The organism is Acinetobacter faecalis, from assembly GCF_034187745.1.
In the GTDB taxonomy this organism is placed as follows: Bacteria; Pseudomonadota; Gammaproteobacteria; order Pseudomonadales; family Moraxellaceae; genus Acinetobacter; species Acinetobacter faecalis.
This window is the reverse complement of sequence record NZ_JAXHPF010000001.1, coordinates 229,218-244,199: the sequence shown is the minus strand read 5'-3', so window position 1 is coordinate 244,199 and position 14,982 is coordinate 229,218. Positions and strand designations below refer to the sequence as shown.

General features: G+C 35.0%; 14 protein-coding genes. 4 read left to right on the top strand and 10 right to left on the bottom strand.

The features are described from left to right. The first annotated feature begins 132 nt into the window (after nucleotides 1–132). Complete coding sequence (gene metH, locus SKM54_RS01230; protein ID WP_321093700.1) at nucleotides 133–3,819, top strand: methionine synthase; 3,687 nt, start codon at nucleotides 133–135, stop codon at nucleotides 3,817–3,819. A 206-nt stretch (nucleotides 3,820–4,025) separates the two neighbouring features. Then, the gene (locus SKM54_RS01225; protein WP_321089577.1) at nucleotides 4,026–4,856 is read left to right on the top strand and encodes a TIGR02391 family protein; all 831 of its coding nucleotides are present in this window, start codon (nucleotides 4,026–4,028) and stop codon (nucleotides 4,854–4,856) included. A 92-nt stretch (nucleotides 4,857–4,948) separates the two neighbouring features. On the opposite strand, the gene SKM54_RS01220 is transcribed toward SKM54_RS01225, so the two are convergent. From SKM54_RS01220 to SKM54_RS01195, 6 genes are all read right to left on the bottom strand, one after another. Then, a complete protein-coding gene (locus tag SKM54_RS01220; RefSeq protein WP_321089576.1) occupies nucleotides 4,949–5,311 on the bottom strand; it encodes an endonuclease domain-containing protein in 363 nt (120 codons plus the stop codon). Between the two features lie 66 nt (nucleotides 5,312–5,377). Continuing rightward, a complete protein-coding gene (gene pnuC / locus SKM54_RS01215; protein WP_321093698.1) occupies nucleotides 5,378–5,956 on the bottom strand; it encodes a nicotinamide riboside transporter PnuC in 579 nt (192 codons plus the stop codon). A gap of 141 nt (nucleotides 5,957–6,097) precedes the next feature. Beyond that, a complete protein-coding gene (locus tag SKM54_RS01210; RefSeq protein WP_321090922.1) occupies nucleotides 6,098–6,613 on the bottom strand; it encodes a hypothetical protein in 516 nt (171 codons plus the stop codon). A gap of 193 nt (nucleotides 6,614–6,806) precedes the next feature. After that, complete coding sequence (locus SKM54_RS01205) at nucleotides 6,807–7,145, bottom strand: FKBP-type peptidyl-prolyl cis-trans isomerase (protein ID WP_171501382.1); 339 nt, start codon at nucleotides 7,143–7,145, stop codon at nucleotides 6,807–6,809. A 203-nt stretch (nucleotides 7,146–7,348) separates the two neighbouring features. Next, nucleotides 7,349–7,879, bottom strand: coding sequence for a YaeQ family protein (locus SKM54_RS01200; protein WP_154772825.1), 531 nt, complete (start codon nucleotides 7,877–7,879; stop codon nucleotides 7,349–7,351). Nucleotides 7,880–7,939: 60 nt separating this feature from the next. Beyond that, the gene (locus tag SKM54_RS01195) at nucleotides 7,940–8,944 is read right to left on the bottom strand and encodes a CobW family GTP-binding protein (RefSeq protein ID WP_321090923.1); all 1,005 of its coding nucleotides are present in this window, start codon (nucleotides 8,942–8,944) and stop codon (nucleotides 7,940–7,942) included. 406 nt (nucleotides 8,945–9,350) lie between these two features. Here SKM54_RS01195 and SKM54_RS01190 point away from each other — a divergent pair, with 406 nt between their 5' ends. Both SKM54_RS01190 and SKM54_RS01185 read left to right on the top strand, forming a co-directional pair. Continuing rightward, nucleotides 9,351–9,536 (top strand): hypothetical protein, encoded by a 186-nt coding sequence (locus SKM54_RS01190; protein ID WP_154772827.1) that lies wholly within the window; start codon nucleotides 9,351–9,353, stop codon nucleotides 9,534–9,536. Between the two features lie 319 nt (nucleotides 9,537–9,855). Further along, nucleotides 9,856–11,463 (top strand): bifunctional 3-(3-hydroxy-phenyl)propionate/3-hydroxycinnamic acid hydroxylase, encoded by a 1,608-nt coding sequence (locus SKM54_RS01185; protein WP_321090998.1) that lies wholly within the window; start codon nucleotides 9,856–9,858, stop codon nucleotides 11,461–11,463. A gap of 111 nt (nucleotides 11,464–11,574) precedes the next feature. Here SKM54_RS01185 and SKM54_RS01180 read toward each other — a convergent pair whose 3' ends face one another. The 4 genes from SKM54_RS01180 to SKM54_RS01165 form a co-directional block, all read right to left on the bottom strand. After that, nucleotides 11,575–12,147, bottom strand: coding sequence for a hypothetical protein (locus SKM54_RS01180; protein WP_321090924.1), 573 nt, complete (start codon nucleotides 12,145–12,147; stop codon nucleotides 11,575–11,577). Nucleotides 12,148–12,299: 152 nt separating this feature from the next. Beyond that, on the bottom strand, nucleotides 12,300–13,193 hold the full coding sequence (locus SKM54_RS01175; RefSeq protein WP_154772828.1) for a LysR substrate-binding domain-containing protein: 894 nt from the start codon (nucleotides 13,191–13,193) through the stop codon (nucleotides 12,300–12,302). A gap of 9 nt (nucleotides 13,194–13,202) precedes the next feature. After that, nucleotides 13,203–14,423 carry an MFS transporter gene (locus SKM54_RS01170; protein ID WP_407060888.1) on the bottom strand — a complete coding sequence of 407 codons (1,221 nt, stop codon included), beginning with the start codon at nucleotides 14,421–14,423 and terminating at the stop codon, nucleotides 13,203–13,205. Further along, nucleotides 14,413–14,979 (bottom strand): TetR/AcrR family transcriptional regulator, encoded by a 567-nt coding sequence (locus tag SKM54_RS01165; RefSeq protein ID WP_154772830.1) that lies wholly within the window; start codon nucleotides 14,977–14,979, stop codon nucleotides 14,413–14,415. The genes SKM54_RS01170 and SKM54_RS01165 overlap by 11 nt, the downstream gene beginning before the upstream one ends. Nucleotides 14,980–14,982: the final 3 nt, after the last annotated feature.

Below are 14,982 nucleotides of genomic sequence, written 5' to 3'. Positions count from 1 at the left end.
ATAATTAAGTATTTTCATATATAAATTATTTAGATCATCTATATATGTGTTTCTGAAAGAAAGTGGCGAGAAAATAACAGGCTAATCTGTTAAGATTATTACCGTTTTTTAATTCCTTCTGAGAACGTTTGAATGTCCACACTTGCCACCCTGAAAGAGCTTCTTAGCAAAAGAATTTTAATTATCGATGGTGCGATGGGTACCATGATCCAACGCCATAAATTAGAAGAAGCAGATTATCGTGGTGAACGTTTTGCAGATTGGGCATATGACCTAAAAGGCAACAATGACTTACTTGTATTAACGCAACCACAAATTATTCAAGGTATTCACGAAGCATACCTTGAAGCGGGTGCGGACATTATTGAAACCAATACCTTTAACGGTACACGTGTTTCAATGTCTGACTATCACATGGAAGATTTAGTTCCAGAAATTAACCGTGAAGCTGCACGTCTTGCTAAAGATGCATGTGCTAAATATTCTACTCCTGAAAAACCACGTTTTGTGGCAGGTGTAATTGGTCCAACTTCACGTACCACTTCTATTTCACCAAACGTAAATGATCCTGCATTTCGTAACATTACCTTCGATGCTTTAAAAGTTGACTACATAGAATCGACTAAGGCACTCATTGAAGGTGGTGTAGATATCATCTTAATTGAAACTGTTTTTGATACCTTAAATGCTAAAGCTGCAATTTTTGCGGTAAAAGAAGTATTTAAAGAGTTGGGTTACGAACTTCCAATTATGATTTCAGGCACAATTACAGATGCCTCAGGTCGTACATTAACAGGTCAAACAGCAGAAGCTTTCTGGAACTCTATGCGTCACGCAGAGCCAGTTTCTATTGGCTTTAACTGTGCCCTTGGTGCAGATGCAATGCGCCCTCACGTAAAAACATTATCTGACGTAGCAGACACATTTGTTTCAGCGCATCCAAATGCAGGCTTACCAAATGCTTTTGGTGGATACGATGAAACACCTGAAGAAACTGCTGCATTTATCAAAGAATTTGCTGAAAGTGGTTTAATTAATATTACAGGTGGTTGCTGTGGTACAACGCCTGATCACATTCGTGCAATTGCCAAAGCAGTTGAAGGCATTACACCTCGTCAAATTCCTGAAATTGAGCCTGCATGCCGTTTAAGTGGTTTAGAACCATTTAACATTACTAAAGATTCTTTATTCGTAAACGTAGGTGAACGTACCAACGTAACGGGTTCTAAGAAATTCCTTCGCTTAATTAAAGAAGAAAATTTTGCTGAAGCTTTAGATGTTGCACGCCAACAAGTTGAAGCTGGTGCTCAAGTCATCGACATCAACATGGATGAAGGCATGCTCGATTCACAAGGTGCGATGGTGCACTTCTTGAATCTTGTTGCATCTGAACCTGATATTTCACGCGTGCCAATCATGATTGACTCATCTAAATGGGAAATTATTGAAGCAGGCTTGAAATGCGTACAAGGTAAAGCGGTTGTAAACTCAATTTCGTTAAAAGAAGGTTATGACGAATTTGTAGAACGTGCGCGCCTATGCCGTCAGTATGGTGCTGCTATTATTGTGATGGCATTTGACGAAAATGGTCAGGCGGATACTGCAGAGCGTAAAAAAGAAATCTGTAAGCGTTCATACGATGTTTTAGTAAACGAAGTGGGCTTCCCTGCTGAAGATATTATTTTTGACCCGAACGTATTTGCGGTTGCAACAGGTATCGAAGAACACAATAACTACGGCGTAGACTTCATTGAAGCGACAGGTTGGATTAAACAAAACCTACCACACGCCATGATTTCAGGCGGTGTTTCTAACGTTTCGTTCTCATTCCGTGGTAACGAACCTGTACGTGAAGCTATTCACTCTGTATTCCTTTACCATGCCATTCAACAAGGCATGACAATGGGTATTGTAAATGCTGGTCAAATGGCAATTTATGATGACATTGATGCAGACTTAAAAGCTGCGGTTGAAGATGTTGTACTTAACCAAAATCAAGGTGAAAGCGGTCAAGAAGCAACTGAAAAATTACTTGCTGTTGCTGAAAAATATCGTGGTCAAGCGGGCGCACAAAAAGCAGAAGAAAACCTTGAATGGCGTAATGAACCTGTAGAAAAGCGTCTTGAATATGCTTTAGTAAAAGGTATTACAACTTACATTGACCAAGATACTGAAGAAGCACGTCTAAAATCGACTCGCCCATTGGATGTGATTGAAGGTCCATTGATGGCAGGTATGAACGTGGTTGGCGACTTATTTGGCGCAGGTAAAATGTTCTTACCACAGGTTGTAAAATCTGCACGTGTAATGAAGCAAGCTGTTGCTTGGTTAAACCCATTCATTGAAGCTGAAAAAACTCAAGCAGAAGCAAAAGGTAAAATCTTACTTGCAACGGTGAAAGGCGACGTTCACGACATTGGTAAAAACATTGTTGGCGTAGTACTCGGCTGTAACGGTTATGACATTGTTGACCTTGGCGTAATGGTACCTTGCGAGAAAATCTTACAAACTGCAATTGATGAGAAAGTCGATATTATTGGTTTGTCAGGTTTGATTACACCGTCATTGGATGAAATGGTTTTTGTTGCCAAAGAAATGCAACGTAAAGGCTTTAACATTCCACTGATGATTGGTGGTGCAACAACTTCAAAAGCACATACTGCTGTGAAAATTTCACCGCAATATCAAAATGATGGTGTTTACTACACTGCCGATGCTTCTCGTGCGGTTGGTGTTGCAACACAATTATTATCTGCTGAAATGAAGCCAAAATTAGCTGAAGATTATGCTGCGGATTATGAAAAAATTCGTGTGCGTTTAGCAAATAAACAGCCAAAAGCTGCAAAATTGTCCTATGCAGAATCTATTGAAAATGGTTTCAAAATTGACTTTGAAAAGAATGTACCAGTTAAGCCAAACTTCATTGGTTCTGAAACATTCACCAATTATCCTTTAGAAACTTTGGTTGAATATTTTGACTGGACACCATTCTTTATTTCTTGGAGTTTGGCAGGGAAATTCCCTAAAATTCTTGAAGATGAAGTAGTTGGCGAAGCTGCACGTGATTTGTATGAACAAGCACAAATCATGCTAAAAGACATTATTGAAAATAAGCGTTTTGATGCTCGTGCAACGTTCAGCATTTACCCTGCAAACCGTACAGCAGCGGATACTGTTGCTGTAACAGATGAATCTGGCAATGTTACGCATACATTTGAGCATATTCGTCAACAGTCTGACAAAGTAACAGGTAAAGCGAATTATTCTTTAGCGGACTTTATTGCGCCTAAAGATGTAGCTCAAGATTATTTAGGCGGTTTCACTGTATCTATTTTTGGTGCAGAAGAAATGTCGCAAGAATATAAAGCTAAAGGCGATGACTATAACGCTATTTTGGTTCAAGCTTTGGGTGACCGTTTTGCAGAAGCATTTGCAGAGCATTTACATCAACGTATTCGTAAGGAATTCTGGGGTTACCAAGCTTCTGAAACTTTAAACAATGATGACTTGATTAAAGAGAAGTATGTAGGTATTCGTCCTGCACCTGGCTACCCTGCTTGTCCTGAACATTCTGAAAAAGCGTCTTTATTTGATTGGTTAGGTTCTACTGAAAAAATGGGTACGTTCTTAACGTCTAGCTTTGCAATGTGGCCACCTTCATCTGTGAGCGGTTTCTATTATGCAAACCCTGAAACTGAGTACTTTAACGTGGGTAAAATCTCTGGCGATCAGTTGGAAGATTATGCGAAGCGCAAAGGTTGGACGTTGGATGAAGCGAAGCGTTGGTTAGCGCCGAATTTGGATGATTCCGTTCAATAATTTGAATTAATAAAAGCCCTCAATATGAGGGCTTTTATTTTTTTAATCCCCCTAAATCCCCCTTTTGAAAAGGGGGACTTTCGCGTATCAAATTGATACGTGATAGCTCCTCCCTTTAAAAAAAGGGAGGTTGGGAGGGATTAAATTGATATAAACAAAATGAATATTTAAAATGCTTAAATCTATGAAAAATTGAAGATTGAAAAATGGCAATAATAAAAAGCTTAGATCTAGGAAGCTTAGAAAGCATCTGTAAAACTTTAGGTGAAACTAATAATGGTCTTTCAGGAACAGAAATCACCAAGTATTTAGCTGAATGTAATATCAAAGACCTTCAACTGAACTCAACAAAATGGAAACGTTTATATGATGCTCTATACTCAAAACAAACTGAAGATCGCTGTTCCAATAATGTCTTAGCTTTTATTAAATATGTTATGCGTCCTTCACGTCATATCCATAGAAAAGAATGGTTTGAAAATATACGAACTGAATTGAATTATGTTTTGTCATTTGAAGGTTTTGAACTCACTGAAAGTGGCGAACTCAAGCAAGCAAACAAAGTTCAAACTTTTGATGAAGCCGAAGCACGCGCACAAAATTTAAGAAAAACTTTATTGGATAGAAAAATACATCCTGATGTCTTAGCATTTTGTAGAGCAGAACTACTCGTAGATAATTATTTTCATGCAGTTTTTGAAGCAACTAAAAGTATTGCTGAAAAAATTAGAGTCAAAACAAAACTTTCAAGTGATGGGGCTGAATTAGTAGATCAAGCTTTTTCGTATAAAAATAAGGTTCCTTATTTAGCCTTAAATAGTTTAACTACACAAAGTCATCAGAGTGAACAAAACGGTTTTATGCATTTACTTAAAGGGATATTTGGAACATTTAGAAATACTACAGCTCATGCTCCTAAAATCACATGGAATATAGATGAACAAGATGCTTTAGATATTTTATCAACGGTATCGTTAATTCATAGAAAATTAGACAAAGTCGTTGAAGCTAAAAAAATGTATGAAGGACAAATATAATCCCTCCTAACCTCCCTTTAAAAAGGGAGGAACTACACAAATCTACAACCGCACTTAAATTCGTGGGAAGTCCCTCTTTCTCAAAGAGGGATTTAGGGAGATTTCTGAAGACAATACTGATAAACCACTTCCACCACATCATCAATCTGCCCCATCACTTGCCCATTATCAAATCTCAACACCTTTAATCCGAGTTGAGCCAAAGCTTCATCTCGAACTCGATCTGCCTCTAAACCATCTTCCGTAAAATGCTGACTACCATCGCACTCAATCACCAAATTAACAGCAGGACAGTAAAAATCCACTATGAAATTCAAAATCGGCTTTTGCCGATAAAACTGCAAACCTAAAATTTGCTTATTACGAAGCCGTGACCAAAGTAACTTTTCAGCATCGGTCATGTTATTACGTAAATCACGCGAAGCTTGTTTTAAATTTTTATTATAAGGTTTCATTATTATTCACAAATTTTAAAAATCAGAAATTAAGCTCTCTTAAGTTAAACAAAATATTAAAATAAATTAATTAGTAACCAATTGATCTTGCTTATTTTTCACTTGAGTCCACTGGTGCCATCCCCAAGCCGCTAAACCTACAAAAGATGCATATAAAGTCGCAGTTAAATACAAATCTTTATAAATAAACATGCCTGTATAAACAATATCAACAAACACCCAAAGCACCCAAGTTGCAATATGCTTTCGGCTTGTCCAATAGGTTCCAAGTAAACTAAATGCCGCAAGTTGAGAATCTAATAAAGGTAAGGCTGCATCGGTAAAATAATGCAAACTTAAACCAAAAATGAATCCACCTATTACGGTAATAAACACATGAAACACTATTTTCTGCTTAGAAATTGGCTCAACTTTAATAACATGATCTTCTTTTTTTGTTTTCGACCAATTATAAAAACCGTATACACCTAAAAAGACGAAAACAATTTGTAAAATAGTTTCGCCATACAATTTATATTCAAAGAATAAATAACCATACAAAATATAAGCAATGAGGTTCACGCCCCAACACCAAATATTACGGCGAATAGTAAGTACTACGCCTATCACACTCACAATGACAGCAAATATTTCTAAAGGAGACATAAATTAATCGATTCCATTCTGTTGCCACATTATGAAATCATTTACGTGAATCTCAAGTCTTCTCATGTAATTTTATAAAGAAAACAGAATTTAAATTTGACGTGATAAAAGCAAAGAACAAACAGCATATTCACATAATATTTATTCAGAAATACGGTAGCTATATTGATGCTCTAAACCATCTCTATCTACATGAGTAATAAATACACCATAACGCCCCACGTAATATTCTAAGGACTGATGATAAAATCCCCAATAAATTGACCATTCTTCTAAATCTAAATTGCGTAAACTTGTTTGCGTTTGAATGGGCATTTTATTTAGCATATATTCTTGTATATTTACAGCTTGTTCTTTTTTCATTTCATGCGTTTCAGATGCTAAAAAAATTGCAGCAACATCATCAAAAAGTTGTTGTTCATATTCGTCTACCACTTCTACAATTTCTTCAGATGTATGTGTAGATGCTTTGGTCATAGAAACTTTGACACTATTTAATTTTGCAAAATACTTTGATTTAAAAGCATCATTGATTTTAATTTTACGGACAATTTGGCTACATGCAAAAACAGCAATAATAAAAACAATAAATATTAGAAACTTAACCATAAGCGCACCCACGATAAATTCACGGTTTACACCCTTTTTAATGTACATGATTTATTCAAAAAAATAAAAAACATGCTTAATTAATTAGACGCAATTCAATTTATTTTTATTTAATCAGTCATTTTCATCATTATTTATTCCCCTTTTATACTTCTAACAATACGAAGGAATAAATGAAAAAGAGAGTTCGAGCTTTATATTGAATAAGGCAACTTTTATTGCCTTATTCAATAAATAGAAATTAATCGCGAGTTTTTACATCAAACAATTCAATTTCAAAAATTAAATTTGAGTTTGCAGGAATTACTTTACCCATTTTACGTTCGCCATAAGCCAAATGTGATGGAACAATAAGTTTACGTTTACCGCCAACTTTCATCCCCATAATGCCCTGATCCCAACCTTTAATTACACGACCTGTGCCAATCACAGTTTCAAAGTAGTTACCACGGTCAATTGAAGAATCGAACTTTGTACCATCTTCCAACCAACCTGTGTAATGCGTTGTAATTAAAGCGCCTTTAACCGCTTCTTTGCCTTCACCCACTTTTAAATCAATGATTTCTAATTCTGCTGACACAGTTATTCACCTTAAAACAAATATTTCAACTTATAGTATAAACGGGATTGAACCTAAAATATGAAGTTTTACATCTTCTCTACGCTGCAATATTTGCTTAATTTTTTCGTAAGTTTTTCATCTTTATGATTATTTTTTGTATAAAAAAGAAGATGCTAACTTAAGCTAACATCTTCTTTGAAATTCTTTATAAATAAAGCAATTTATTGCAATTGAGTCCACTCAATAACAGCTTGAGCATTGTCACCAATTAACGTCCACTCACCATCCATTACGTTTAATTGCAACTGCATAGTACGTGCACATAATGCTTGAATAGCTTCTGTTGTTGCTGTTGAAAGCTGCCAAACTTCCACATTTTTCAATGTTTTCAATTTGCTATTACGTTTGTACCATTCATCTACAGATGAACCGTATGTAACCACTGCAACTTGCTTACAACGTGCGCTGGCTTTTTTGACTTTATCTTCATCTGGGCTGCCTACTTCAATCCATTTTGTAAGCTGACCTGTTAAGTCTTTTTCCCACAATGCAGGCTCATCTGTTTCAAATAAATCTTTGGTAAATTCTAAAGCTTCATCTGCATAGCGCGCATACGCCAAAATACGAACCATTAAACGCTCAATGGTTTCAGATGGATGCAATGCCATTGTCAATTGATAATCACCATATTGATGAACATCCATATTGGCAATATTCAAATCTGCTTTATAAATCGTTGCTTTCAGCGCCATGAAACTTTCCTCAAATTTGCGCCTAGCATATAAGATTTCAACTTTTTTTGCAGAGAAGATTTATTCGCTTAAATCAATTCGACATTGAAAAAGCTGTTCTTCAAAACTCAACCATTCACGTTCATTTTGATAAATAATTTCGATCCGATTATCAATGCCTTCTTGCGCAGTTTGATAGTTAAATTGATTTGGATTGAAATTAAATGATTTCCAACCTTCATTGGTATGAAAAACAGCTTTTATACGCAACCAATCTTTTTGTTCACATAATAAATCAAGCACATCATAAAAATTAAATGTCCAAATTTTAGGAAGTTTCCACCCTGCAACGCTATAACCTTGTGCGCTTTCTACATAATGATATGGCAATTGCTTAATCACAGGCTGTTCATTTGCAGTTAAGTTTTTTTGTATTTTTAATAAAGGCTGAATTAAACGCTTTTTGCCTGTATATATTTGATCTACTTCAATAATAGACAAGTTTCCTTGCGAAGTTAAAATCCATTTTTGTTGATAAGCTTCATATTCCTTTTTCAATGTTTCTAAAGCGAAAATATCACCCTCGGTCATTTTATCTTGATGTGAAATCACCACAACTTGAGCTGCTTTTAATTGATCTTGATATAAATTTTGCTGTGACCAATCTGAATCATGTAAACGTGAACCATCAATAACTGTAACTAAACTACGCATACTTAAATGTTGTAACCAATGCGGTTCTGTTAACTGTTCCAACAATTGTGCTGGATGCCCCAAGCCTGTAGGCTCAATAAAAAGACGATCAATTTTATTTTCTGAAATTAACCGAGATAACGCAATTTGCATCGGCAATTGACTGCTACAACACAAACATCCACCTAATAATTCTTGAATTGCAAAACCATTCGACTGTGGCATAAGCTGTTGATCAATTCCAATTTGACCAAACTCATTCATTAATACAGCCCAAATTTCATGTTCAGGTTTTTGGCTTAAAAGATACTGCAATACCGTTGTTTTCCCCGCCCCAAGGAAACCCGAAATAATATGTGTTGGAATAGCTTTTGTTGGCGCAATCAATTTCAAAAGAAACTTACCGTTAAATAAAACATCTGTTCATGCTACCAAGAAAAAGTCAGAGTTCAATCATCAAATCTATTTTCTAAACAATACAAACAATAATTTTTCATCAATATTTTTTATCTTTCTTTATTCTGCATTCAAAACGAATAGTTTGTACTATTTACTTTAAAACTTAGATTACTTTTCAATCAATAAAATATATTTATATACAACTTATGCTTTATTTTTAGCCGCTTTTTCACAGAAAAAAAACAAATTAAAGGCTTATGTATTTACTCAGTTAATAGAGCTGTTTCTCTTTGTTACTTTTATTGCTCAAAATAACATCAGCAATTAGCATAAACGCACTCAATATCTATGTGATGGTAGATGTTGATTTAAATATTTATATTAATTAAGGTTGCCAAAAATGAAACTTTCACAAATTTTACTTGCTACAACTATTGCTGCTGCCGCTGCGACTTCTTTTGCTGCTTCAACTGAACAAACTCCTACTCAAAATGCTGAAGCTGTAGTTGCTCAAGAACAAGGTACAGATGCTTCTGCACCTGTTGCGGCTTCTGAAGTAGCAACTTCTGAAACAGTTGCTCAATAATTATTTGAGTTTCTAAATATTGTTAAGTAATTTTCCATTTTTTAAGTTACTTAAATGTATTCAAATAGCTGAATAGCCTGACTATTCAGCTATTTTTTATATCAATATATATTTATCATAGAAAAAAATGATCATTTGATTATATTACCCAATCCCAAATTCAATATATTAATATAATTATCAATAATTTATAAATATTAATATTTCTTGCCCCATAAACCATACCTAAGTTTTACACTATCGACTAGCTTGTTCATTCCATACAAATACTTGTTAATAGCATCCAATCATTGGATTCGTGATGGAATGTAAATTCACTATGGCACATAAAACAAATTACAGCACAGAAGTTGCTATTTTGGGTGCAGGCCCTGTTGGTCTAACTATTGCCAATTATTTGAGTAAACAAGGCGTTCAAGTTACTGTTATTGAACAACTTGATCAACTCATTGACTACCCACGTGCAATTGGTATTGATGATGAATCTTTAAGAACCATTCAATCTTTAGGTTTGGTTGACCAAGTACTTCCTCATACAACACCAAATCATGCCATGCGTTTCCTCACGCCTAAAGGTCATTGCTTTGCAGATATTCAGCCTTTAACACGTGAATTTGGTTTCTCACGTCGTAATGCATTTATTCAACCTCAAGTGGATAACGTATTACTTAATGGCTTAAAACAATACGAAAAAACTGAAGTTTTATTTTCACGCAACTTAACTGAGTTTACTCAAGATGCTGAAGGCGTGACTTTAAATATTCAAACTCAAGATCAGCAAACTGAAACAATCCGTGCGAAATACTTAATTGCATGTGATGGCGGTAACTCGATTGTACGTCGTACTTTAGATATTGGTTTTGACGGTAAGACTGCACCAAACCAATGGATTGTAATTGACATCGAAAACGATCCTCTTGCAACACCACACATTTACTTATGTTGCGACCCTGTTCGTCCATACGTATCTGCTGCATTACCACACGGCATTCGTCGTTTTGAATTTATGGTTATGCCAGGTGAAACTCAGGAAGAATTAAGCAAACCTGAAAACATTGCCAAATTACTTTCTAAAGTATTACCAGATGCAGAAAATATTGAAGTTATTCGTCAACGTGTTTACACGCACAATGCACGTATTGCAGATAAATTCCGTGTAGATCGTATTTTACTTGCGGGTGATGCTGCACACATTATGCCTGTATGGCAAGGTCAAGGTTACAACAGTGGTATGCGTGATGCCTTTAACCTTGCTTGGAAAGTTGCGCTTGTTATTCAAGGTAAAGCGAAGCCTGAATTATTGGACAGCTACCAAATTGAACGTAAAGATCATGCAAAGGCGATGATTGACCTTTCTGTAATGGCAGGTCATGTACTTGCGCCACCTAAAAAATGGCATGGTGTTGTACGTGATGGTATTGCCTACGCATTGAACTACATTAAACCAATTAAGCAATACTTATTGGAAATGCGCTTTAAACCAATGCCTCAATACAACGATGGTGCTTTACTCCCACAAGCGAAGAAAAACTCTCCTGTAGGTAAAATGTTTATTCAGCCTGAAGTTAAATTAGCGTCTGGCCAAACTGTATTGCTTGATGAAGTGATTGGTAATGACTTTGCTATTGTGGCTTGGGGTGTAGATCCGAAATGGGGTCTTTCTGAAGCGACAATGAAAAAGTGGCAAGAACTTGGCGTGAAATTTATTCAAGTAATTCCTGCTGTTCAATTTGGCAATGAAAAGCGTCAACAGTTTGAAAATGTAATCACAATTGGTGACATGGGTACAGATATTCGTACTTGGTTTGGCAAAACTGAAGAATCTGTAGCTATTTTACGTCCTGACCGTTTCGTAGCTGCTCTTGCAATTCCACAAACGCTTGAACGTACAAGCCAAGCATTATTCTCTAAAATGCATGTAAGCTAAGTTAGGCTTCAGCATTAAAAAACCACGCAAATGCGTGGTTTTTTATTGAATGGAATTCTGTGCTTATTCATTTTCCATTTCGCATAATCTCCATTATGTTAAATTAGGGTATTATTCCACCTTATTGAAAATATTACTTGAAACGGATTTTCCTCCGACAGGAATCAAAAATATTAAACCAAAATCGGTTGTTTTCTCTGTAATCACTAAGTTTCCATTCTTGTCTAAGAAAGTTAGAGCTGTGTAATACATCCAAGATTGACCTAAATCAGCAACACTGTGATTTGATTTTTTTAATATTTCATATTTATTATTAAAATAAAGTGTTTTTGACTCTCTGCTTTTATCTAAATTTTCTTGGGAATATGGCAATAATTTAAGTTTGTGTTCATCAATTACTTTTTTATTTTCATCTAACATTTCAGCGATTAACTCTTGAGAACTAAATTTAGGAGTAATTCTTATGTATTTTCCATTTTTCTCATAAAGATAAAAATATCGACCTAAATCCTTAATCGGAAACTTGTCTTTTTCAGAATTATAAGATGAAGTTACAGCGAATACATAAGATTTACCTTCTGTAAACCTTTGCTGATTTTTAGATAACTCATTACTACGTGAGTCTATAGAAACACAACTGGATATTATTAATCCAATAAAAATTATAAATATAATGTTCTTCATATTTTGTAATTTCCCTAAAATTAACATAATACACGTTATACGAAATAGTTTATTTTATTCATTCAAAATTCATACCTATAACAAAACTAAAAGCCCAATCGCTACAGACTGGGCTTTTTATAAAATATTTAATCAAACAACACTGCTAAAACTTAATTAAAGCCTAAATGAAACTGATCTTTCAGCACTTTTAAAATCAAATCAATTGCAGCATTTTTTTGCCCTTTCGGATAATTCGCATAAAGCTCAATCATTGGCAAAGGTTCAATGGTATTTTTAACTACAATTTTATCGCCCAAAAGTGGAATGACATAAGCAGGAACTAAACTCCAACCCACGCCCATACCAACTAAATTCACGTTCAATAAAATATTAGTAGAATGCTGAACCACATTTACATTCAATTTAGACTTCTTAAAAAAGTCCTGAATAATTTTGTATAATTGAGGCGAAGATCCTTCATCACTAATCACAAAATTCTGCTGATTAAAACTCTTAATACTTACACTTTTTTGCGCTGCAAATGGTGAATCTTTAGGAACAATTAAAGCCAAAGGCTCTCTAAATATTTCTACAAACTCAATATCATCAGACTCATCAACATAACGTGTAAAGGCAATATCCAAATCACCTTTTTTAAGTGCTTTGAATTGATCTGCATCGGTCTGACTATGGAATTGAATATTCAAGTCAGGAAACTGTGCTCGAATATTTGGCATAATGTAAGGAAACACCTTCATTTCCGCCACAGGCACAAAACCAATATTGAGTTCCAAATCTTTCTTTTTCGCAACTTTACGCGCATCTTGAATAGCTTGTTCTGCATGCTCAAGTGAAAGTAAAGCCTGTTTTAAGAACGCTTGCCCTTCCGCTGTCAGCTCGACTTTTCTATTTGTACGTACTAATAACTGCACACCAACTTCATGCTCTAAATCTTTAATTTGCTGACTTAATGAAGGCTGTACAGTACACATACGCTTTGCAGCTTTAGTAAAGTTAAGCTCTTCAGCAATGGCAACAAAATAACGTAAATGCCTTAACTCCATGAATATCTCCTATGCACTTTTCTTTTGACTTAGTGCAGGTGCAACAGTAGCTTTATAAACTAATAGCGTTAAAACAATAATTACGCTGCATAGTAAGAATGTATTTTGAAAACCCATCCAAGAAATAAAAATACCCATAATGATTGAACCTACAGCAAGTCCAATATCGAATAACGTAAAGAATGTGGAAATTGCATGCCCCATTCTATTTTTAGGTACAGTTTGAATGGCTACTGTTTGCAAGCAAGGAAATAGCGTTCCATAACCAATACCAATGAATACCGCAGATAACCAAAGCGTCCATTGATTATTCACAAAGCTCACAAGCACCATACCAATGGCAAAGAAAATAAAGGATGGATACATCACAGCACTTGGACCTTTACGATCAAACATCTTGCCAACAAAAGGTCGTACTACAATCATAGAAACAGCAAATACAATGAAGAAAATACTTGCGTATTCAAAGAGATTTTTACTTTCGCTATAAGCTGTAATAAAACTTAAAATGCTTGAATAGGTTAAAGCGGTAAGTAACGCTACCAAACCAACAGGAATAACTTTCGTTTCAATAATGTCATGCAATGTAAGCTTGGTATTTTTCTCTTCTATTTGTTTAACTTCAGGCTGTTGCTCTGGAATTTTTAGCATTAAACAAAAAATAAAACCCACAGCCATTAATACAGAAAGTAATGCGAATAATGTATTGAAGCTGGCAAATTGAATAACCGTTAAAGCAATTAATGGTCCAATCACAACGCCCAAATTCGTAGACATTACAAAATATCCCATCCCCTCACCTTTACGATGTTCAGGAATAAAATCATTTGCAACAGGAACTGTAACCGTTGTTAAAATACTGAACCAAAAGCCATGTAGAAAACGCATAAGCAACAAAGTCCACATGCTATCAATCCAAAGATAACTCAATGCAAATAAAACAAAGAAAAGCTCTGAACCTCTAAATGTCAGTTTTTTCCCCAATTTTTGACTGATTAATCCTGAAAATGGTCGAATAGCAATAGATGAAACTAAAAACAGCGTGAGTGCTAAACCTGCTTGTTCAATGGTTCCACCCAAATCTTTCATAATATAAATGGGTAAAACAGCAAGTAATGCAAAGTAATAAGTAAAGAGAAATAAATTATTGAAAAGACAAAGAATAAATGACTTATTCCATAAACGTTGCTGAGTAATTTCGTTCATTTTAAAAGGTCCTTTACTCGGCAGAATTTTTAATCAAAATTGGGTTTAAAATAAAATCCACTAATTTTGAGATATAAACTTCATCTGGAATTTTATTAAAAAAGATAATTTGATAATGCAAAGGCGCATACAAACTATCGAGCATAATATCAAAAGGATAATCTGCAATAATCTCTTTGCGCTCTATAGAGTTTTGAAGAAGTTTTTTAACAAGCTCACGGCGTGGTAACAAATATTGTTGGAAAAATTTCCCTGCCGATTCACGATGTTCTGCCATAACAACCAATAAAGCACGCCCAACGCCTTGGCTTAATGCATGACTCAATTTCAGTAACTGTTGCTGTAAATTGAATTTTAAAGATTGATTAAAATCCAAATCAAATACCGACTCTGTTTTATAAGCAAAAGCTGAAAATACGACATCCGATTTATGCTTCCACCAACGGTAAATTGTTGATTTACCTACGCCCGCTCTGATAGCAATATCTTCAATGGTGAGTTTTGTATATTCCATTTCTTCTAGCGCTTCTATGACAGCATTTAAAATTTCATGCTGTTTCCGCGAACATTTCTCTTCCACACA

Bases quoted from the DNA above. Each gene is read 5' to 3' on its own strand.
- metH (WP_321093700.1), top strand. From the start codon at position 133: ATGTCCACACTTGCCACCCTGAAAGAGCTTCTTAGCAAAAGAATTTTA.
- SKM54_RS01225 (WP_321089577.1), top strand. From the start codon at position 4,026: ATGGCAATAATAAAAAGCTTAGATCTAGGAAGCTTAGAAAGCATCTGT.
- SKM54_RS01220 (WP_321089576.1), bottom strand. From the start codon at position 5,311: ATGAAACCTTATAATAAAAATTTAAAACAAGCTTCGCGTGATTTACGT.
- pnuC (WP_321093698.1), bottom strand. From the start codon at position 5,956: ATGTCTCCTTTAGAAATATTTGCTGTCATTGTGAGTGTGATAGGCGTA.
- SKM54_RS01210 (WP_321090922.1), bottom strand. From the start codon at position 6,613: ATGTACATTAAAAAGGGTGTAAACCGTGAATTTATCGTGGGTGCGCTT.
- SKM54_RS01200 (WP_154772825.1), bottom strand. From the start codon at position 7,879: ATGGCGCTGAAAGCAACGATTTATAAAGCAGATTTGAATATTGCCAAT.
- SKM54_RS01190 (WP_154772827.1), top strand. From the start codon at position 9,351: ATGAAACTTTCACAAATTTTACTTGCTACAACTATTGCTGCTGCCGCT.
- SKM54_RS01185 (WP_321090998.1), top strand. From the start codon at position 9,856: ATGGCACATAAAACAAATTACAGCACAGAAGTTGCTATTTTGGGTGCA.
- SKM54_RS01180 (WP_321090924.1), bottom strand. From the start codon at position 12,147: ATGAAGAACATTATATTTATAATTTTTATTGGATTAATAATATCCAGT.
- SKM54_RS01175 (WP_154772828.1), bottom strand. From the start codon at position 13,193: ATGGAGTTAAGGCATTTACGTTATTTTGTTGCCATTGCTGAAGAGCTT.